Raw genomic sequence first — 19,456 nt, 5'->3', positions numbered from 1 at the left:
GGCATCACGCCGCCGTCCAATGCACACAGGGTTAGTCGGATTCCTCGGCTGGCGTCCTACGCCGTCGGCGCCCTGCTACCAGTCCTGTTGCGATTGCCAGTAGGGCTGGCCGCCGCGCCGGCGCGGATTGGCGGCTTGAGGATTGCCATAAATCTGAGGATTGCCGTACTGCGGATTGCTGTATTGGCGGCTGCCGTACTGGGGCACGCCGTATTGGGTGCCGGATTGGGGATTCCAGCTGCGCTGATAGAAGAAGCCGAAACCGTCCTCGTTGCTCGCAACCATGTCGTCGGGCATCATGGGCCGGGTGGGCTTGCGCGTGATGAAACCGCCCTGCGGCTGGTTGCTCAGCACGGCGACGAATTCGGTGCGGTAGTTGGTCTCGCTGCTCAGCGGCTCGTCCGAGATGATGATCGAAGACCGCGGCACCACGGTCGGCGCGATGCGATCCAGCACGTCCTGCGGGATGGTGACGCGGTCGAGCGCATCCTTGGCGTTGTCGCCCTCGTCGATCGTCACCTCGGTCCAGCGCAGGCCGGTGTCGTTACGCGCCATCGCCGTGAAGATATGCGTGCCGATCGGCCTGTCCGGATCGCGGATCGTGACGGGAACCTCGATGCTTGAATCGAACACCTCGCCGCCATCAGCCCACGGCTTGTGGGTGTTGCGGCGGACGTAGAGCTTCTGCGTCGCGCGGCTGATGTAGACCGAGACCGGCTCGAGTGCGAGCTTCGCCTCGGTCGCCGCCTTCGCGGTGTCGGCCTTCTTGGTCTCGGCCGCCTTGGCGGCGTCCTTTGCGGCTGCCGCGGCGTCGAGCTTCGGCTTGGCGTCGCCCTGGGCCGCTTCGAACTGCGTGGTCGCTTCCGCGGCCCTGGCGGCGGCCTTCTGTTTCAGATCCTCGGCGCGCGCCCGGGTCTGATCGGTCTTGGCATTGGCGAGCGTCTTGTCGGCGAACGCAACCTCGGCATCGGCACGAGTCTTGGCCTTTTCCAGTTTGCGCAGTGACGCAGGCGTGAACAGTGCAGCTTCCTTGGTCGCGGCCGTGGAGGCCTTCTTCGCCTCGTCGGCCGCCTTCGCGGCATCCGCGGCCTCGCGAGCAAGCGTCTGGGCGCGCGCCGGAGCAGCCGCGATGGCTTGCGCGTTCGGCACGAACAGCGCCGGGTGGGTGAAATCGACCGGCGCCGGATCGTTCGGCGCGATGATCACCCGCATCCCGATTCGCGTCCTGTCGAACAGCTTCTCGGCGAAATCGTAGGGCATCCGCACGCAGCCATGCGAGGCCGCATATCCCGGCAGCGGCCCGCCATGCAGCGCGATGCCGTTCCAGGTGATGCGCTGCATGTTCGGCATCCAGGCATCGTCATAGAGGGTCGAGTGGTGGTCCTTGTCCTTTTCAAGAAGCGCAAAGACGCCGGCCGGCGTCTCGCGGCCCTTGACGCCGCTCGACACCGGCGCGCGGTAGATCCAGCCGTCGGCGTCGTAGAAGGTGACCTTCTGGGCCTTGATCGACACGATCGCCATGATCGGCTCGCCCGCGGTGCGCGGCGCGGTTGCCTCGACGGTTGGCTCGGGACGCTGCTGCTTCGCAGCGGCGCCACCGGTCAGTGCCGCAAATGTGACCATCGCCGCGAAGGTCACAAAGGCGGGATGCCCCCAACGCCGCATCGCTCCGGTGGTCTGCGCCGTCGTCGTTCGATTTACCATGCCATTCCTCGGTCGAAATGCCTGCTCGCGCTGCGTCGATCCGTACCAGATCGCGATTTTGGATTGATTAATCCGGCGGAGCATCGGCGCGTTCCAGCAGCAAATCACTCATATATGACGGCGCATGCAGGAGGAAGGGTGCGGCACGGCAAAACCGCCCCATCGTCGCCGATATCCCTGGTCTGGAAGGTATCGGCGCATGGCGCCGCGGCAGTGCCTCGCCGTCATGCCGTCCGCCGCGTCTCCGGCATCACCAGCCAGATCACGAACAGCCCGAACCCCGCAACGCCGGCCAGGCCCATGAAGGCCGTGCTGCTGCCGAGCTTGTCGCTGACATAGCCGGCCAGCACCGTGCTGAGCGAGGCGCCGATGCCGACCGCGGTGCCGACAATGCCCTGCGCCAGGTTGAAATGGCCGCTGCCGAACGCGACGTCGGCCACGATCAGCGGCACCATCACGCTGAAGATCGCCGCAGTGATGCCGTCGAAAATCTGCACCGCAACCAGCAGATAGGGATCGCGCACCGTCGCGAACAGCAGGCCGCGGATCACCAGCGAGGCGAACGCGATCAGGAGCAGCGGCCGGCGGCCCCAGGCCTGAGCCTTGCGACCGACCGAGGGCGAGCACAACGCGACGATCGCCTGCGGCACAATGATGCAGGCGGCGATCAGGACCGGCGCCCATTGGCTCGACCGCGTCGTGACCACGCCCGCCATCAGCGGCAGCATCGCGGCATTGGCGAGCTGGAACAGCATCATCGCGCCGGCAAAGATCAGCAGCGACCGCTGCCGCACCAGGCCGACGACGCTGGTGGCGCGCTTGTCCGGAACCTCGCGCTTCACCTCACCATGGGCCTGCGCGATGTCGATCTCGCGCTCGCGGATCCGCACCAGCGACAACAGGGTCGGGATCACCAGGATGAAGGTGACGAGGAACACCGAGCGGCTCGACAGGAAGTAGCCGCAGGCGCCCATCAGCGCCGCGGCCGAGCCGCTGCCGAGCGAGGCGAAGCGTGCGTTGCGGCCGAGCCGCTCGCCGATCGCAAGCGGTCCGACCAGCCCGAGGCTGATCGCGGCGATCGCCGGACCGAGCACGCAGCTTGCGAGCGCGTGCAATGTCGCGGCGAGCGTCACCACGGGAAAGATCGGCCACAGCGCGTAGGCCAGCGCGCTGGCGCCGATCGCGGCCACCGCACAGCCGGCCACCACCCGCTCCGAGCGCGCCGCATCGACGATCGCCCCACCGGGCATCTGGCCAAGCAGGCCGATGATACCGCCGATCGAAAGTACGAAGCCGATCTCGACCTGGGTCCATTTCTGCGTCGTCAGATAGACCGCGATGAACGGGCCGAAGCCGGTCTGCACGTCGGCCAGAAAGAAGATGAACCAGTCGAGCCCGCGCTGGCTTTCGCGCGACGGCGTGCGCGATTCCTCGGGACTGGGCTGATCGGGGACACGCGGCACAATTTTGGTGCCGCCGGCTGATCGCTCGCCACGACCGTCGCCAACCGTCTCGAAGGAAGAGTTCGGACGCGCGACCAGCTCGAGCCCCCTAATGTTCGTAATCCCATGGATGGAGACTGCCGGCCGCGCCCAGCACGATCAGCGGCGTATCTTCCTTGTATTCCGGCGCAGCGCTCACCTGCTGCTTGTTCAGGTCCAGCGTGATGCTGTCGCTCTTGCTGGAAACGCCGGCGAAACGCAGGGCGTTCCAGTCGACCACGATCTTGCGGCTGCCGACGCCGAGGAACCCGCCGAAATCGATCACGGCGGCCCGGACCTTGCCGTCGCGATCGACGATGACGTCGACGATGCGGCCCATGTCCTCATTGGCGGAGCTGCGCACATCGCGCCCGAGAATGCCGTGCGCATCGCGCGCGCCGATCACGGTGACCGACGGCGGCGGCGAAGGCTCCTTCGACGGCTCTTTGGCCTGCTCCTTCGGTACCACAGGAGCCGCTGGCGGCGTCTGGGCTGCCGGCGGCGTCTCATCGTCGGCGGCGCGGACACCAGCGAATGTCAGCAGCGCGGCTGCGACCAGCATGAGCATGAACCTCGGACCCATGTACCTCTCCCCGCGATTTCCTGGCGCGCGCGTGCCGTGTGACGACGCTCAATGCGTCAGCACGATCGACACCTGGATCTGGCCGCGCGTGCGCAACACTTCGAGTGACACTTCGTCGCCGTGGCGGCGCAGCCTCAAATCAACGCTGGACGCACCGAGCCTGAGGTCGCGCAACACCACGTCGTTGAGGAATTCCGGCAGCCGCGGATCGCGCAGGCGGATCTCGCCGCGCGTGGTATCGAATTCGAGGCCCAGCGCCGCCTCCAGCAGCGTGAACGGCGTCGCGCTCGCCCAGGCCTGCGGCGCGCAAGCCACCGGATAAAGCACCGGGCCGCGCCGGCGCTCGCGGCGGAAGCCGCAGAACAGCTCCGGCAGCCGCCGCAGCTCCATATAGCTCGCGGCGTCGAACAGGCCCTTGAACAGATGCGCGACCGAATGCTTGAGGCCGTATCGGGCCAATCCGAGCGCGATCAGCGCATTGTCATGCGGCCAGATCGAACCGTCGTGATAGGACATCGGGTTGTAGCGCGCTTCGCCCGCGGCAACGGTGCGGATGCCCCAGCCCGAGAAGAATTTCTGGCTCATCAGGTCGGCAGCGACCCGTCGCGCGCGGTCCTCGCGCACCATGCCGGAAAACAAGGTTTGTCCGGCATTGGACGTGCGCACCTTGCATTGCCGCTTGGCGCCGTCGAGCGCAAGCGCATAGGTACCGAGCTCCTCGCACCAGAACGCCGCCTCAAACCGCTCGCGCAGCCGCTCGGCCTCGGCTTCCAGCTTTGCGGCCTTTTCGGCAAAGCCAAGCTTGCGCGCCGCACGGGCGGCAAGCTGCTTGCCCGCGAACACATAGGCCTGCACTTCGCACAGCGCGATATTGCCTTCGGCAAGCGTTCCGTCGGCATGGAAGATGGCGTCGAAGGAATCCTTCCAGCCCTGGTTCCGAAGGCCATCGTCGGTCGCGCGCTGGTACTCGACGAAACCGTCGCGGTCGGGATCGCCCGGGCCGTCGATCCATTGCAAGCCGGCCTCGACTGCCGGCCACAGCTCGCGCAGCGTCTCCACATCGCCAGTGCGCTCCAGGTAGAGCCCGGCGAGCAGCACGAACAGCGGGGTCGAATCGACGCTGCCGTAATAATGCGCGAACGGCACCTCGCGAAGCGCGGCCATCTCGCCGCCGCGCATCTCGTGCAGGATCTTGCCCGGCGCAGCATCGGCCAGCGGATCGACCGTCTTGGCCTGAAACAGCGCGAGCCGCTTCAGCACGCCTTTGGCGATCCGCGGATCGAGCCACAGCATCTGCAGCGCGGTGATCAGTCCGTCACGGCCGAATGTCGTCGAATACCAGGGAATGCCGGCATACGGGTAACGGCCCTGCGGCGTCTCCGTCATCAGCATGTTGAGGTCGGCCATCGCCTGGCAAAGCACCTCGTTGAAGATGTTGTTCGAGGTCTCGATGCTGGCCGCACCGGCCGTTGAATTCCGCATCTCGCGGCGGTGCGCCAGGAGCCCGCGGAAGAACGGCACCGGCTTCTGCATGATCGGCTTGTTGCAGGAGACCGCGACGAACAGCGAGGTGACGTGCCCGGGTTCGAGCTCGAAATGATAGGTCGCCGCATTGACCGACAGCCGCGTCGGCCGCGGATCGAAATGCAGTGCGGTGATCCGCGACTGCTCGTCGAGCCCGCAATATTCCAGCACGACGTCGGTCGGCCCCAATAGCTTGCTCGAGCCGATGCCACGCCTCGGCCGGCGCTCGCCACGCACCTCGAACAGATCGGCGAAATCATTGTCGAACAACAGGGTGAGATCGAAGCTCGCGGTATGATCGCCGTGGTTCTGCAGGCCGATGCGCTGATAGAACGTGCCGCGCCACAGGAAGATCGAGCGGACGATGTGCAGCGTGTCTTTCTGCAGCGTCAGGCGGTCGTCGCGATAGACGTCGGAATTGGTGAGGTCGACCGTCAGCGCCGAATTGTCGTCGCGCATGTTGGAGCCGAGCAGAAGCGGCTGCACGTCCTCCAGCACCATTTCCAGCCGCGCGAGGTAGCGCGTGTCGGCGTTGAACAGGCCGTCCGGCCCGCCGGCCGATGCGCCGATATCGCCATGGCTGTCGAGCACGATGAAGGTGTCGTCATGCTTGAGCGAGCGCCGCGGCCGCGCCGCGGGCCCGGTCATCGGAATGTAGAACGGCGATTCGGCGACGTGCTCAGTGATGCGAGCAGTGATGATCTGCGTAACGACGTCAGCTGCCATCTGAACCTCTGGCGACTTCTATTGCCGTTTTCCTGACTCGAACGAACGCACCGGAACGCAAGAACAGGCCTGATGACGCGGGGTCAGGCCGCGCTGGTGGACAGGCGGCCCATTTCGCGCGCGACCAGGTCGCGGTAGGGGCCCCTTCCCTTCACGAGGATATCGGGCGGACCATCCTCGACGATGCGGCCGCCCTGCAGCACGAGCACGCGGTCGAAGCTGCGCAGCGTCGCGAGGCGGTGCGCGATCGCCACCACCGTACGCCCGCGCATCAGCCGCGACAACGCCTCGCGGATCGCCTCCTCGGAATCCGCATCGAGCGCCGCGGTGGCTTCGTCGAGCAGCAGGATCGGCGCGTCCTTCAGGAAGGCGCGCGCGATCGCGATCCGCTGGCGCTGGCCGCCGGAGACCTTGACGCCGCGATCGCCGACGATGGTGTTCATGCCCTCGGGCAGGGTTTCGATGAAATCGCAGCGCGCCGCGATCGCCGCCCGCAGCACCTCGTCGTCGGTGGCATCGGGCCGGCCGTAGCGGATGTTCTCCAGGATCGAACGGTGGAACAGCGAGATGTCCTGCGGCACCACCGAGATCGCCGCGCGCAGGCTCTGCTGGGTGACGCGGGAGATGTCCTGGCCGTCGACCGTGATGTTGCCCTGCTCGACGTCGTAGAAGCGCTGCAGAAGGGTAAACAATGTTGACTTGCCACCACCGGACTGGCCGACCAGGCCGACGCGCTGGCCGGGCTGGATGCGCAGGCTGAAGCGATCGAACACCTGAAGTCCGCCGGGATAACGGAACCCGACATTGTTGAAGGCGATCGCCGCGCCGCTTTTCACCAGCGCCTCGGCTTCCGGATGGTCCTTCAGCTCGTGCGGCTGCAGCAGTGTCGCCAGCGCCTCGGTGAGCCGGGCGACATGCTGGGTGACGTCGACCAGCGCAACGGCGAGATCGCGAGTGGCGCTGAGGATCGAGATGCCGAGCGTGCAGACCAGCACGACGTCGCCGGTGGTCGCCGCGCCCTGCTGCCAGAGCGAGAGGGCCCAGGCCAGCATCGCGATCGTCAGGATCACGGTCACGCCGGCGTGAAAAAGGCGAAGCTTCTCAAGGTAGCGCAGGGAACGGCCGCGCGCGACGAGTTCCCGATTGACGGTCGCGTCGAAGCGGTCGTGCTCGTAGCCGAGGCCGCAGAACGCGCGCACCAGCGGCAAATTGTTGATGACATCGACCATTTCGCCGTCGACGGCCGCGGCTCTGTTGGCGAAATCGTCATGCAGCGGCCGGCCGGCGGCCGCCAAGCGGAACATGATCGCCACCATGGTTCCTGCGATCAGGATCAGCACTGCTGACATTGTCACGCTGACGGTTCCAACCAGGGTGATGGCCGCGAAGGTCGCGATGCAAGGCGGCAACACGTTCCATACGAACATGTTCTCGACCGTGAACACCGCGTTCGACGTCGCCGTGATCCGGCTGGTCAGCATGCCCGGCAGCCGATCCGTGAAATAGCTCGGCGCGTGGCCGGTGAGATGGCGGAACATGTCGCGGCGAAGATCGCCGGTGACGCTGACAAAGGTGTAACTCGCGGTCCAGCTCGCGATCCGCCACATGAAGTTGTCGGCTGCGATCAGCGACATGAGCAGAGCGAATGCCAGCCATACGCCATTCGCGGCCGACGGCCCCGCCGACAAGGCGTCGACCAGGTTCTTGACGCCGTATTGCGTGCCTACCGAGCAGGCAACCGCCGCGACGACCGCCGACAGAATGACGACATGCGACGGGAGCCTTCGGCGCAGATAGCGCAGCACGAAGGGAAAGGGGCGATGCGCATAGCCTGACAGATGGTCCATGACGTCCTGCAAAACCTGTTGAGGGTGAACGAGAAATTTTTAGTCGAAACTCTCGTGCACGATGACGTGAAGAGCAGCGGCGGGGTTCCTTGATGCAGCCATCACTGCGCAACAATTTTGCAACGCTGGCGTCGGCAAAAACGTGTTGGAGCGTGATGGCATCAGCAAGACCACAGTGTGATGGAAGAAAGAAGCGGGAATTCACCCACCATAAGGAACCTCGCACGTGCGAGAACGTTCCCGTCTTCGGCATGTCAGTGCCATCACAGGGCTGAGGGGTCTGTTTCATCCCACACTACAAAACAGGAGACGGAGAAATGCGCATCGCGCAGGTTGCCCCGCTGACGGAGGCTGTTCCCCCGAAACTCTACGGCGGCACCGAACGGGTCGTGCACTGGCTGACCGAAGAACTTGTAACACTTGGACATGACGTGACGTTGTTTGCCAGTGGGGATTCACAAACCTCCGCGAAGCTCGATGCGACCTGGCCGAAGGCACTGCGCCTCGACGGCTCCGTCCGCGATCCCAACGCGCTGCACATGGTGATGCTGGAACGCGTGCGGCAGAAAGCCGACGACGACGAGTTCGACTTCCTGCATTTCCATCTCGACTATTATCCGTGGTCGCTGTTCTCGCGGCAGCCGACGCCGTTTGTGACCACGCTGCACGGCCGGCTCGACCTGCCGGAGCACCAGCCCGTCTTCAACACCTTCTCCAAGATCCCGGTGATCTCGATCTCCAACGCGCAGCGGCGACCGGTGCCGCAGGCGCATTGGGTGCGCACCATCCATCACGGCCTGCCGGAGAATTTGCTGACGCCGCAACCGGTCAAGCCATCCTATCTCGCCGTGCTCGGGCGCATCGCGCCGGAGAAAGGCGTCGATCGCGCGATCAAGATCGCGACCCGCTGCGGCATTCCGCTGAAGATCGCAGCCAAGGTCGATCGTGCCGACCAGGAATATTACGACGAGTTGATCAAGCCTTTGATCACGAGCAATCCGCTGGTCGAGTTCATCGGCGAGATCAGCGATCGCGAGAAACCGGATTTTCTCAGCGGCGCGATCGGGCTCCTGGTTCCGATCGACTGGCCGGAACCGTTCGGCCTCGTGATGATCGAAGCCATGGCCTGCGGCACGCCGGTCATCGCCTATAACCGCGGCTCGGTGCCCGAGATTATCGAGGATGGCCTGACCGGCTTCATCGTCGAGGACGAGATCAGCGCGATCTCCTCCGTCGGCCGCCTTGCGACGCTCAATCGCGACGCGATCCGCAAGCAGTTCGAGACCCGCTTCACCGCGCGCCGGATGGCGCTGGACTATCTCGCCGCCTATCGCGGCCTGATGGAAGCCAAGCCGCGCTTCAAGCTGGTGTCGAGCGCGGAGTAGGAGTTGCAGCGGCCGATCGAATGATCCGGCGGGCCGGCCGGCACCACCGTGCCGGTCCGTCGGGTCATTCGATTGTCAATAATACCGCCGTAACCGGCGACAACTCCCGCGCAGCGAAGCCATCCGCCTGCGCGCGCCGCGCGATTGCTGCGACGCACCAGTCGTGACAGCTTTCCCCATGCGTTTGGCCGATATCGCCTTTGCGATTGCCGAATTACGTGCTCTTATGCTTCCTGCTTGAGCAAAAAATAGTAAGCGAGCGGACGGGACAACCGTGCCGCGGTCGCGCAGGGGGAACGCCATGACAGGGGACCGCAAGCCGTCGGCCATTAATAATGCCGAGCCGGCCAAAGCCTCGCAGAACAAGCTGAACCGCCGCAAATTCCTGGTCAAAACCGGCGGCGTGCTGGCTGCCGGCGCGTTCGGCGCCGTTCCACTGCGGGGCTGGGCCGCCGATCCGATCAATATCGGGGCGCTCTATCCGACCACCGGCAGCATGGCGCAGATCGGCACTGGCTGCGTCGCCGCGGCCAAACTCGCGGTCGACATGGTCAACGAGGCCGGCGGCATCAAGTCGCTCGGCGGCGCCAAGCTCAACCTGATCGTCTCCGACGTGCAGAGCGACACCACGGTGACGCGCACCGAGACCGACCGCCTGATATCAGGCAACAAGCTGTCGGCGATCCATGGCTGCTACGCCAGCGCGCTGACCTTGATCGCGAGCGAGGTCTGCGAGCGCGCCAAGGTTCCGATCATATCAGGATCGAGCTCCGACCAGCTCAACAAGGGCCGCACCTACACCTTCACGCCGTTCGCGCGCGCCTCGCAATTCGCCAAGGCACAGTTGCAGATGGCCAAGCTGGTCAGCGAGCAGGCCAAGGTCGCCGTCATCTTCGAGAATACCGCGTTCGGCACCTCGACCTCCAACGGGTTGAAGGAACTGGCGCCGGGCGAAGGCGTCGAGATCGTGATGTTCGAGCCCTACTCGGCCGGCTTCACCGATGCGAGCCCGCTGATCAACAAGGTCAAGGCCTCCGGCGCCAACACGCTGTTCTCGCTGTCCTATCTCAACGACCTCATCCTGATCGTCCGCACCGTGAAGCAGGTCGGGCTCAACATCGCGATCAATGGCGGCTCCGGCGGCTTCGTGATGCCGGACTTCTACAAGAATGTCGGCAAGGCAGCCGAAGGCCTGCAGGGCGTCGCGCACTGGAACCACGACGTCAACGACGACGCGCAAAAGGTCAACGCCGAATTCAAGAAGCGCACCGGCGAGTTCGCCTTCGAATATGCCGGCGGCCTGGTCGCGCAGACCTTCATGCTGGCCGACGCGCTGGAGCGCGCCGCCTCCGCCGATCCCAAGAAGGTGCGCGAGGCGCTCTCGACGCTCGACGTCTCCTCGGGCTTTGCCGCGATGGCGCCGGGCGGCAAGGTGAAGTTCGGCCCCGACGGCAAGAACGTCTATGGCCGTCCAGTCGGCGTGCAGTGGCAGAACGCCGACCTCGCCAGCATCTTCCCCAAGGAAGACGCCCGCGCCCCGCTGATCAAGACCTGAGCCGCGGTCGTATCGCATGTGGGAGACACTGGCCCAGGCCGTGATCAACGGCCTGCTCATCGGCGGCATCTACGCGCTTGTCAGCATCGGCGTCACGCTGATCTTCGGCGTGGTCAAGATCGTCAATTTCGCCCAGGGCGAGTTCGTGATGATCGGGATGTATATCTCGTTCTTCCTCGCCACCCAGTTCGGCATCGATCCGCTGGTTTCGCTTGTTCTCTCGATGCCGGTTCTGTTCCTCGCCGGCGTCCTGATCCAGCACTTCCTGATCCGCAGGGTGCTTGGGCCGAACGACATGCCGCAGATCTTCCTGACCTTTGCGCTGTCGCTGCTGCTGCTCAATCTCTCGCTGATGCTCTTCACCGCCAACTACCGCACCGTCCACACCTCCTACTCCGATGAAGCGTTCCACATCGGCGGACTCTATATCCCGGTCGCAAAACTGATCGCCTTTGCGGTCGCGATGGCGCTGAGCGGCCTGCTCTGGGTCTTCCTGCACACCACCGACCTCGGCCGCGCGATGCGCGCGGCCTCGCAGAACCGCGACGTCGCGATGCTGATGGGGATCAATCCCAACCGGGTGTTCGCGGTCGCGTTCGGCACTGCGCTTGCGCTCGCCGGTGCCGCCGGCTCGCTGCTGATGCCGTTCTATTCGGCCTATCCATTCGTCGGCCAGGTGTTCGTGCTGATGGCGTTCGTCGCGGTCGTGATGGGCACGCTCGGCAATGTGATGGGCGCGCTGGTCGCGAGCCTGATGATGGGCGTCGCGGAATCGCTCGGCATCCAGTTCGTCGGCGCCGATTCCGGCCTGATCGTGGTGTTCGCGCTGCTGCTGCTGACGCTCGCCTTCAGGCCGAGCGGCCTTGGCGCCAGGAGGGGCCGCTGATGCAGACGTCAGGCAACATGAAATGGCTGTGGCTGGCGATCGGGGCCGTCGTCATGCTCGCTTTGCCCCAGTTCGTCACCTCGTCGTTTGCGATCGACATCTTCATCCGCATCCTGTTGTTCTCCTTCATCGGCGTCGCCTGGAACCTGATGGGCGGCTATGCTAAGCAGCTGTCGCTTGGGCACGCCGCCTATTTCGGGCTCGGCGCCTACACCTCGACGATCATGCAGGTGAACTACGGCATCTCGCCCTGGATCGGCATGGTCGCGGGCGGCGTGGTGGCGATGCTGGCGAGCCTGCCGATCGGCTGGCTCTGCTTCCGCCTGCGCGGCCCCTATTTCACGATTGCGACCATCGCGACAGCGCAAGTGCTGATGCTGATCTTCCTGAAGTTCCGCGACTTCGCCTGGGGTGCCGAAGGCACCACGATCCCGAACCTCGGCAGCGCGCCGCTGATGATGCAGTTCGAGGAGAAGTCGTCTTATTACTACGTCGTGCTCGGACTGCTCGTCGTCGGCCTCTGGATCACCCACCGAATCGAGAAATCCTGGATCGGCTACTACCTCGTCGCAATCGGCGAGGACGAGGACGCGGCCGAGGCGATCGGCGTCAACGCGCCGAAGGTCAAGCGCGACATCTACATGATCAGCGCGTTCCTGACCGCACTCGCCGGCACCTTCTACACCCAGTACATCTACTTCATCGATCCCGCGACCGCGTTCTCCTTCAGCGTCTCGATCGAGGCCGCGCTGGTGTCGATCGTCGGTGGCATCGGCACGCTGTGGGGTCCGGTGATCGGCACCGTGCTGCTGGAGACCACCTCGGCGCTGCTGCAAAGCTGGCTCGGCAGCTCGGTGGGCGGCATCCAGCTCACGGTCTACAGCCTGATCCTGATGGCCGTGATCCTGTGGCGGCCGACCGGGCTGATCGGCTTCGCGACCGACGTCTATCATCGCTATGCCCGGCGCAAGCCGGCGCGCGCCTGAGGTCGTTGCGATGGCAGAAGCACTGGTCATCAAGGGCCTCAGCAAGCGCTTCGGCGGCTTGCGCGCCGTGCAGGACGTCAGCTTCACCGTGCAGGAGAACGAGACGGTGGCGCTGATCGGGCCGAACGGCGCCGGCAAGACCACGAGCTTTCACTTGATCACGGGATTTCACCGGCCGGACTCCGGCTCGGTGCTCGCCTTCGGCCAGGAGGTCGTGGGGCTCAAGCCGCATGACGTCTGCGCGCTCGGCCTCGCCCGCACCTTCCAGGTGGCAAAGCCATTCGGTGCGATGACGGTGCTCGCCAATGTGATGACCGGGGCCTTCCTGCGCGATCGGCATGTCGCTGCCGCACGCACCAAGGCACTGGAGGCGATCGAGTTTGTCGGCCTCGGCGCCAGGGAGCAGACGCCGGCCAAGGACCTCACAACCATCGACCAGCGCCGGCTGGAGATGGCGCGCGCGCTGGCGACGCAGCCGAAGATCCTGCTGCTCGACGAGGTGATGGCCGGGCTCAACCCGGCCGAGATCGACCAGGCGGTGGCGCTGGTGAAAAAACTTTCCGCCAGCGGCCTGACCATCGTGATCGTCGAGCATGTGATGCGCGCGATCATGGCGGTCGCGCGCCACATCGTGGTGCTCGACCACGGCCAGAAGATCGCCGAGGGCGCGCCGAAGGAGATCGTGGAGAATCCCGAGGTGATCCGCGCCTATCTCGGCTCCTACGTGCATCCGCCGGCGCAGGGAGACGCCCATGCTTGAGCTCTCCCGCGTCAGCGCCAGCTATGGCTCCGTTCCCGCCATCACCGACGTCAGCATTTCCATTGGCGAGGGCGAAGCCGTCGGCCTGCTCGGCGCCAATGGCGCCGGCAAGAGCACAACGCTGCGCGCCGTCTCCGGCCTCGTCAAACTGTTCGCCGGCAAGGTGACGTTCGATGGAGTCGATCTCGCAACCCTGCCGCCCTACCGGATCCCCGAGCTCGGCATCGCGCATGTCCCGGAGGGACGCCAGGTGTTCCCGGAAATGACGGTGCAGGAAAACCTCGAGATCGGCGCCTATACGCCGAAGGCCAAGGCCGACCGCGCGCGCACGATGGAGCTCGTCTACAGCATCTTCCCGCGGCTCGCCGACCGCAAGAAACAGTTCGCCGGCACCATGAGCGGCGGCGAGCAGCAGATGCTCGCGGTCGGCCGCGGCCTGATGCTCAAGCCGCGCCTGTTGATGCTCGACGAGCCCTCGCTCGGCCTGGCCCCCGTGATGACCGACGTCACCTTCGAGAAGATCGGCGAGATCCACAAGATGGGCACCGCGATCCTGCTGGTCGAACAGAATGTCAGCCGCGCACTGTCGCTGGTGCAGCGCGCGTATGTGCTGGAAAGCGGCAACGTGATCATGCAGGGCAGCAGCGCCGAGCTAGCCAACAACAAGCAGGTGCAGGCGGCGTATCTGGGGATTTGAGAGGACTCGAACCGTCATCCTGAGGTGCGAGCCTCGAAGGATGAACGGCCCGGCTGGTGGCCGTCGGCCCTTCGAGACGCGCGCGATGCGCGCTCCTCAGGGTGACGGTGACGGGAGTGCTCGACCCGGGGATAGTTGGATTGCTTCCTCGCTGCACTCCTCGCAATGACGCCTTGCCCACACGTGGTCATCCCGTCATCCTGAGGTGCGAGCGGAGCGAGCCTCGAAGGATGCACGGCCGGGCTGTCGCCCTTCGAGACGCCGCTGCGCGGCTCCTCAGGGTGACGGTCGACGTTTTTAGTGTGCGGCCCTAAGTCACCACCGTCCGCTTCGGCTCGACGATCTCGAACATGCGCGGGAATTCGTCCATCAGCGCCATCAACTCATCGAGCCGCTGCGGCTCGCCTGATACCTTGATCCTGCCGGCGCCGACCGCTTCCGGAAACGTGATCAGCTTGGCGATCACCTCGTCCAACACACCCCGCGCCAGGGTAAAGCTCGCGTGCGCATCGGCGGCCTGCGCACCCTTGACGTAGGTCAGCGCTGAATTCTCGAGGTTGAGCACAAACGTCTCACCCGTGTCCGTAAAACTCCAGTTCAGCACGATGCGCTTGCCTTCGGCCTTGGGACCGTTGAGGCGGATGCCGAGCACGTCCCAGAGCTGCTCGGTGCACAGCGCGGCCAGCGTCTCGCGCGGCATCGGCGAGCGCGGCGGTGTCTTCGGCATGCCCTGCCGCAGCTCCTGGGCGCCGAACAGATAGGCGTTGCGCCAGGTCGAGCTCTCCGCGGCGTAGCCGAGCTGCTCAAACGTGTCGGCCAGCAATGCGCGGGCCGCCTGCTTATCCGGTTCGGCGAACACCAGATGGCTGACGGCCTGCGCCACGAAGCGGAATTCACCCTTGGCGAAATCGGCCGCGGCCCGCTTCAGGATCGCGTCGCCGCCGCCCATATACTCGACATACTTCTTGCCGGCCTCGACCGGCGGCAAGGAATCGAGATTGACCGGATTGGCGTCGTACCAGCCGAGATACTTCTGGTAGATCGCCTTCACATTGTGCCTGATGTGGCCGTAGTAGCCGCGGCCGTGCCAGGCGCCTTCGAGGCTCGAGGGCAGCCGGATCGTTTCGGCAATCTCGGCCGCGTTGAGCCCGTGATTCATCAGCCGGATGGTCTGGTCATGGGCGTATTTGTAGAGATCGCGCTGCTGGCGGATCATGGTGTCGATCCGCTCCCGCCCCCACACCGGCCAATGGTGCTGGCCGCACATCGCCTCCGCCTTGCCGCCCCACATCTGCAGCGCCTCGCCGAGATATTTCGACCAGGCCAACGCATCGCGCACATCGGCGCCGCGGAACGGCAGCAGATTGTGGAAATTATGCGTGCAGTTCTCGGCGAGGTTCAGCAGCTTGTAGCGCGGAATGAAGAAATGCATCTCCGCCGGCGCCTCGCTGTTCGGCGCCATCTGGAATTCGAACGCGACGCCGTCGATGATGCGCGTATCGCCGGTCGCGATGATCAGGTCGGTCGGCCGCAGCAGCGCCACGCCGCCCGCCGCCATGGTCTTGCCGAGGCCGCAATCGACCTGGCCGCGGACGCCCTTGGCGAGGAACGGCCCGAATTGGTACTGCGCGCGGCGCAGCATTGCCGGACCCGCGATGATGTTCTCGGAGACCGCGTGCTCCATGAAGAAGTTCGGCGCGATGATCGGCACGCCCGCCGCCAGCATGGCGTCGTCGAGCACGCCGCGCGCACCGCCCCAATGATCGGTGTGGGTGTGGGTGAAGATCACGGCGGCGACCGGCCGCTTGCCGCGATGCTGGAAATACAATTCCATCGCGGCGCGTGCGCCTTCGATCGAGGTTAGGGTGTCGACCACGATCACGCCCTTGTCGCCTTCGATCAGCGTCATGTTGGCGATGTCGAGCCCGCGCACCTGGTAGACGCCAGGCACCACCTCGAACAGGCCGTGATGCATATTGAGCCGCGACTGCCGCCACAGGCTCGGATCGACGGTCGCAGGCGCTTTCTCGTCGGAGAGGAAGCCGTAGGGCTCGAGGCTCCAGACCACCCTGCCCTGGGCCGAGGTGACGCGCGCGTTCTCGATGGTGCCGAGAAAGCCGCGCGCAGCATCGTCGAAATCCCTGGTGTCGGCGAATGGCAGCGCCTTCAGCGTCGCCTCGTGCTGCGCGATGACGGACGCGGACGCCGCCTTCGGAAGTTCGTGCGACGTTTCAGCTGCGGTTGTCTGGGTCATACTCAAGCACTCCCTATACCTCACGGACAGTCCCGATCGCGCTGTACTCAGCGGAATTGCACGCCTTCGAACTGGCCGCTGCTGCGCCAGCCGTCGATGTATTTGAAGTAGGCCAACGCGCCGGCCGGGTGGCCGACATTGAGCTTGGCAGCGGGACCCGGCTCGCGGCCCTCATTGTTGTAGTAGCCCGGCGTGCAATCGGGGCCGCCGATCATCCGGCCGACGCTGGTCAACAGCAGCGCGACCCAGCGATCCTCAGCCTCCTTGCTGACTTCGATCTCCTTGAAGCCGTTATCCCTGGCATGGCCGACCATCAGGGCGATGGTCCGCGCCGCTTCGGTCAGATTGTGCGGCACGTTGGAAATGAGATTGGCGCCCTGCGTCGGCTGCACGAAGAACACGTTCGGAAAGCCGTGGACGTGGATGCCGTGCTTGGTGCGCATGCCCTCGGCCCAATGCTCCGACAGCTTGATGCCGTCACGGCCGGTCAGATCGAAGCCCGCACGCCTGCGATATTCGGTCCCGACCTCGAATCCCGACGCGTAGATGATGCAATCGAGCGCGTATTCCTTGCCCGCGATGACGATCCCGTTCTCGGTGATCTCCTCGACGCCCTTGCCGTCGGTATCGATCAGATGCGTGCCCGGCGTGTTGAAGGCCTGAAGATAGGCGTCGTGAAAGCACGGCCGCTTGCAAAGCTGGCCGTACCAGGCCTTGAGGTTCTTGGCCGTCTCCGAATCGCGGACGATGGTGTCGACCCGGTTGCGGATTTCCTCCATCTTCTCGAAGTCGGAATCCTCGAAGGCGGCCCGCATGTTTTCCAGGGTCCGCTGCTCGCGCGGCAGCAACATGACCTTGGCGCGGATCCGCTTCGACAGGTCGGTCCAGCCGTCCTGCACCAGATCTTCCTCGGCCGATCCACCGGCCTGGTTGGCGGTGAAATTCTCCAGCCAGCGCTGTTGCCAGCCCGGCGTCGCGATATCGGCAAACCAGTCGGGATCGATCGGGCCGTTGCCGCGCACGTCGACCGACGACGGCGTGCGCTGGAACACGTAGAGCTCCTTGCAGGCGCGCGCGAGGTGCGGAATACACTGCACCGACGTTGCACCGGTGCCGATGATGCCGACGCGCTTGTCGGCGAGCTTCGTCATCGGTGCGCCCTTGGGATCGCCGCCGGTGTAGTCGTAATCCCAACGGCTGGTATGGAACGAGTGGCCCTTGAAGCGCTCGATGCCGGGAATGCCGGGCAGCTTCGGCACATGCAGCGGGCCGGTGCCGATGCCGACATATTGCGCGGTGAAGGCATCGCCTCTTGTGGTGCGGATGACCCAGCGCGATTGCGCCGCATCCCAATCGAGGCTCGTCACCTCGGTGTGAAACAGCGCATTGTCGTAGAGATTGAATTGCCGGCCGATCCGCTGGCAATGCGCGAGGATTTCAGGCGCGTGCGCGTATTTCTCCGACGGCATGTGGCCGGTCTCTTCGAGCAGCGGCATATAGACCATCGACGCGGTGTCGCATTGCGCGCCGGGATAGCGGTTCCAGTACCAGGTGCCGCCGAAATCGCCGCCCTTCTCGACAATGCGGACATCCTTGACACCGGCCTCGGTCAGCCGCGCCGCTGTGGCGAGCCCGGCAAAGCCGCCGCCGATGAAGGCGAAGGTGACGTGGTCGGTCTTCGGCGCACGCTCGGTGACCGGCGTGTAGGGATCGTCCAGATAATGCGCGAGCCGGCCCTTGATCTGGAGATACTGGTCGTTGCCGTCGGGACGCAGCCGCTTGTTGCGCTCCTCCTGATATTTCAGGCGCAACCGTTCCTTGTCGATCGCGGAGGGCTTTGCGTCGCGGGCTTGCTCGGTCATCGTCATCGGAAGGCGCCTCGTTTCAGCCGTTTCTTATGTCTGTTCCGTGGCAGATTAACCGATGTCAATACGATTGCGGAAGGGGGCGGATTCCGCACAGCTAATCATGCGATGACTGCCCGTTGTCGCGATAGGCCCACAAGCATTCACGCGGCAGCGCGACCTGTGCCTCGACGCCGACCTGATGGCGCGCGGCGGTGCCGAGCTCGATGGCTTCCAGCCGTTTGCCGAACAGTTCGATGCCGTAGGCGGTCTGGGTGCCCTGATAGCGGCGGTCGAGCACCTTTGCCGAGAATGTGTTGGCGCCATTGGGGCGGCCGATCGCGATATTCTCCGGCCGCAGCGCGACGCGGACCTTCTCGTCGGGCTTCAGCGTCTGGAACAGGGCGACCTCGCCTCGCCTGCCGTCGCCGAAATCGACCACGCCAAACCGGTCATTGCACGCGACCAGCGTGCCCGCGAGCTCGTTGGTCGCGCCGGTGAAATTGGCGACGAACAGATCGGCCGGGTGGTTGTAGATCACGTCGGGCGTGTCGATCTGCAGCAGCTTGCCGTCGCGCATCACGCCGATCCGGTCGCCAAGCACGACCGCCTCGGCCTGATCATGGGTGACATAGAGCGCCGTCATCCCGGTCTGCTTGAGAATGATGCGGAGGTCGTCGCGGAGCCGCAGGCGCAATTTGGCATCGAGGTTCGACAGCGGCTCGTCGAGCAGGAGGAGTTGCGGTCGGTACACCATGCTGCGCGCCAGCGCGACGCGCTGCATCTGGCCTCCCGACAGCGCCACCACCGGCCGGTCGGCATAGTCGGACAGTCCGACCAGCGCCAGCGCCTCCTCGACCATGCGGTTGGCATCGGTGCGCCCGATCGTTCGGTGCTTCAGCGGATAGACCACGTTCTGCCGCACCGTCATATGCGGCCACACCGCATAGGACTGGAACACCATGCCGAGGTTGCGCGCGCGCGGCGGCACCAGGATGCCGCGCGCCGGCGACGACACCACCCGCCCGGAAATGCTGATCTCGCCACCGGTCGGATGCTCGAGCCCGGCGACGCAGCGCAGCGTCGTGGTCTTGCCGCAGCCGGAGGGGCCGAGCAGCACCACGATCTCGCCGCCCGGCACGGCAAAGCTGACGCCGTCGATCGCCGGGCGGCCGATCGCAAATTGCTTCCTGAGATCGGTGACCTCGAGCGTCGCCGTCATCG

14 protein-coding genes are annotated in these 19,456 nt (G+C 65.2%); 6 read left to right on the top strand and 8 right to left on the bottom strand.

Annotated features, from left to right (window positions below):
• Positions 1–75: 75 nt before the first annotated feature.
• The 5 genes from WDM24_RS11935 to WDM24_RS11915 all read right to left on the bottom strand — a co-directional run bounded on the left by WDM24_RS11935 (position 76) and on the right by WDM24_RS11915 (position 7,865).
• Positions 76–1,704: a L,D-transpeptidase gene (locus WDM24_RS11935; RefSeq protein WP_338831356.1), complete on the bottom strand. Its 1,629-nt coding sequence runs from the start codon at positions 1,702–1,704 to the stop codon at positions 76–78.
• A 224-nt stretch (positions 1,705–1,928) separates the two neighbouring features.
• Positions 1,929–3,167: an MFS transporter gene (locus WDM24_RS11930; protein ID WP_338698000.1), complete on the bottom strand. Its 1,239-nt coding sequence runs from the start codon at positions 3,165–3,167 to the stop codon at positions 1,929–1,931.
• Between the two features lie 88 nt (positions 3,168–3,255).
• Positions 3,256–3,768: a PRC-barrel domain-containing protein gene (locus tag WDM24_RS11925; RefSeq protein ID WP_224741510.1), complete on the bottom strand. Its 513-nt coding sequence runs from the start codon at positions 3,766–3,768 to the stop codon at positions 3,256–3,258.
• A 48-nt stretch (positions 3,769–3,816) separates the two neighbouring features.
• The gene (locus WDM24_RS11920; RefSeq protein ID WP_338831355.1) at positions 3,817–6,018 is read right to left on the bottom strand and encodes an amylo-alpha-1,6-glucosidase; all 2,202 of its coding nucleotides are present in this window, start codon (positions 6,016–6,018) and stop codon (positions 3,817–3,819) included.
• A gap of 83 nt (positions 6,019–6,101) precedes the next feature.
• Positions 6,102–7,865: an ABC transporter ATP-binding protein gene (locus WDM24_RS11915; protein ID WP_338697995.1), complete on the bottom strand. Its 1,764-nt coding sequence runs from the start codon at positions 7,863–7,865 to the stop codon at positions 6,102–6,104.
• 317 nt (positions 7,866–8,182) lie between these two features.
• Here WDM24_RS11915 and WDM24_RS11910 point away from each other — a divergent pair, with 317 nt between their 5' ends.
• From WDM24_RS11910 to WDM24_RS11885, 6 genes are all read left to right on the top strand, one after another.
• A complete protein-coding gene (locus WDM24_RS11910) occupies positions 8,183–9,250 on the top strand; it encodes a glycosyltransferase family 4 protein (RefSeq protein ID WP_338831354.1) in 1,068 nt (355 codons plus the stop codon).
• A 301-nt stretch (positions 9,251–9,551) separates the two neighbouring features.
• The gene (locus WDM24_RS11905; RefSeq protein WP_338831353.1) at positions 9,552–10,805 is read left to right on the top strand and encodes an ABC transporter substrate-binding protein; all 1,254 of its coding nucleotides are present in this window, start codon (positions 9,552–9,554) and stop codon (positions 10,803–10,805) included.
• Between the two features lie 16 nt (positions 10,806–10,821).
• Entirely contained in the window at positions 10,822–11,691 is an 870-nt protein-coding gene (locus tag WDM24_RS11900) for a branched-chain amino acid ABC transporter permease (protein ID WP_338831352.1), read from the top strand.
• Complete coding sequence (locus tag WDM24_RS11895) at positions 11,691–12,677, top strand: branched-chain amino acid ABC transporter permease (RefSeq protein WP_338831351.1); 987 nt, start codon at positions 11,691–11,693, stop codon at positions 12,675–12,677. Before WDM24_RS11900 ends, WDM24_RS11895 begins: the two co-directional genes overlap by 1 nt.
• Before the next feature lie 10 nt (positions 12,678–12,687).
• A complete protein-coding gene (locus WDM24_RS11890; protein ID WP_338697987.1) occupies positions 12,688–13,437 on the top strand; it encodes an ABC transporter ATP-binding protein in 750 nt (249 codons plus the stop codon).
• Positions 13,430–14,134: an ABC transporter ATP-binding protein gene (locus tag WDM24_RS11885; protein ID WP_338831350.1), complete on the top strand. Its 705-nt coding sequence runs from the start codon at positions 13,430–13,432 to the stop codon at positions 14,132–14,134. The genes WDM24_RS11890 and WDM24_RS11885 overlap by 8 nt, the downstream gene beginning before the upstream one ends.
• Before the next feature lie 310 nt (positions 14,135–14,444).
• On the opposite strand, the gene WDM24_RS11880 is transcribed toward WDM24_RS11885, so the two are convergent.
• The 3 genes from WDM24_RS11880 to WDM24_RS11870 form a co-directional block, all read right to left on the bottom strand.
• Positions 14,445–16,388 carry an alkyl/aryl-sulfatase gene (locus WDM24_RS11880; RefSeq protein WP_338831349.1) on the bottom strand — a complete coding sequence of 648 codons (1,944 nt, stop codon included), beginning with the start codon at positions 16,386–16,388 and terminating at the stop codon, positions 14,445–14,447.
• A 47-nt stretch (positions 16,389–16,435) separates the two neighbouring features.
• Positions 16,436–18,256 carry an NAD(P)/FAD-dependent oxidoreductase gene (locus WDM24_RS11875; protein ID WP_338831348.1) on the bottom strand — a complete coding sequence of 607 codons (1,821 nt, stop codon included), beginning with the start codon at positions 18,254–18,256 and terminating at the stop codon, positions 16,436–16,438.
• 94 nt (positions 18,257–18,350) lie between these two features.
• The gene (locus WDM24_RS11870) at positions 18,351–19,454 is read right to left on the bottom strand and encodes an ABC transporter ATP-binding protein (RefSeq protein WP_338831347.1); all 1,104 of its coding nucleotides are present in this window, start codon (positions 19,452–19,454) and stop codon (positions 18,351–18,353) included.
• Between the last annotated feature and the right edge of the window lie 2 nt (positions 19,455–19,456).

Source organism: Bradyrhizobium sp. 27S5 (genome assembly GCF_037217225.1).
Taxonomy (GTDB): Bacteria; Pseudomonadota; Alphaproteobacteria; order Rhizobiales; family Xanthobacteraceae; genus Bradyrhizobium; species Bradyrhizobium septentrionale.
This window is presented reverse-complemented; position numbering and strand designations above follow the sequence as displayed.

Excerpts from the sequence above, each read along its gene's own strand:
- WDM24_RS11920 (WP_338831355.1), bottom strand. The coding sequence starts at position 6,018 with ATGGCAGCTGACGTCGTTACGCAGATCATCACTGCTCGCATCACTGAG.
- WDM24_RS11890 (WP_338697987.1), top strand. The coding sequence starts at position 12,688 with ATGGCAGAAGCACTGGTCATCAAGGGCCTCAGCAAGCGCTTCGGCGGC.
- WDM24_RS11875 (WP_338831348.1), bottom strand. The coding sequence starts at position 18,256 with ATGACGATGACCGAGCAAGCCCGCGACGCAAAGCCCTCCGCGATCGAC.
- WDM24_RS11885 (WP_338831350.1), top strand. The coding sequence starts at position 13,430 with ATGCTTGAGCTCTCCCGCGTCAGCGCCAGCTATGGCTCCGTTCCCGCC.
- WDM24_RS11905 (WP_338831353.1), top strand. The coding sequence starts at position 9,552 with ATGACAGGGGACCGCAAGCCGTCGGCCATTAATAATGCCGAGCCGGCC.
- WDM24_RS11935 (WP_338831356.1), bottom strand. The coding sequence starts at position 1,704 with ATGGTAAATCGAACGACGACGGCGCAGACCACCGGAGCGATGCGGCGT.
- WDM24_RS11915 (WP_338697995.1), bottom strand. The coding sequence starts at position 7,865 with ATGGACCATCTGTCAGGCTATGCGCATCGCCCCTTTCCCTTCGTGCTG.
- WDM24_RS11880 (WP_338831349.1), bottom strand. The coding sequence starts at position 16,388 with ATGACCCAGACAACCGCAGCTGAAACGTCGCACGAACTTCCGAAGGCG.
- WDM24_RS11870 (WP_338831347.1), bottom strand. The coding sequence starts at position 19,454 with ATGACGGCGACGCTCGAGGTCACCGATCTCAGGAAGCAATTTGCGATC.
- WDM24_RS11910 (WP_338831354.1), top strand. The coding sequence starts at position 8,183 with ATGCGCATCGCGCAGGTTGCCCCGCTGACGGAGGCTGTTCCCCCGAAA.
- WDM24_RS11900 (WP_338831352.1), top strand. The coding sequence starts at position 10,822 with ATGTGGGAGACACTGGCCCAGGCCGTGATCAACGGCCTGCTCATCGGC.
- WDM24_RS11925 (WP_224741510.1), bottom strand. The coding sequence starts at position 3,768 with ATGGGTCCGAGGTTCATGCTCATGCTGGTCGCAGCCGCGCTGCTGACA.
- WDM24_RS11895 (WP_338831351.1), top strand. The coding sequence starts at position 11,691 with ATGCAGACGTCAGGCAACATGAAATGGCTGTGGCTGGCGATCGGGGCC.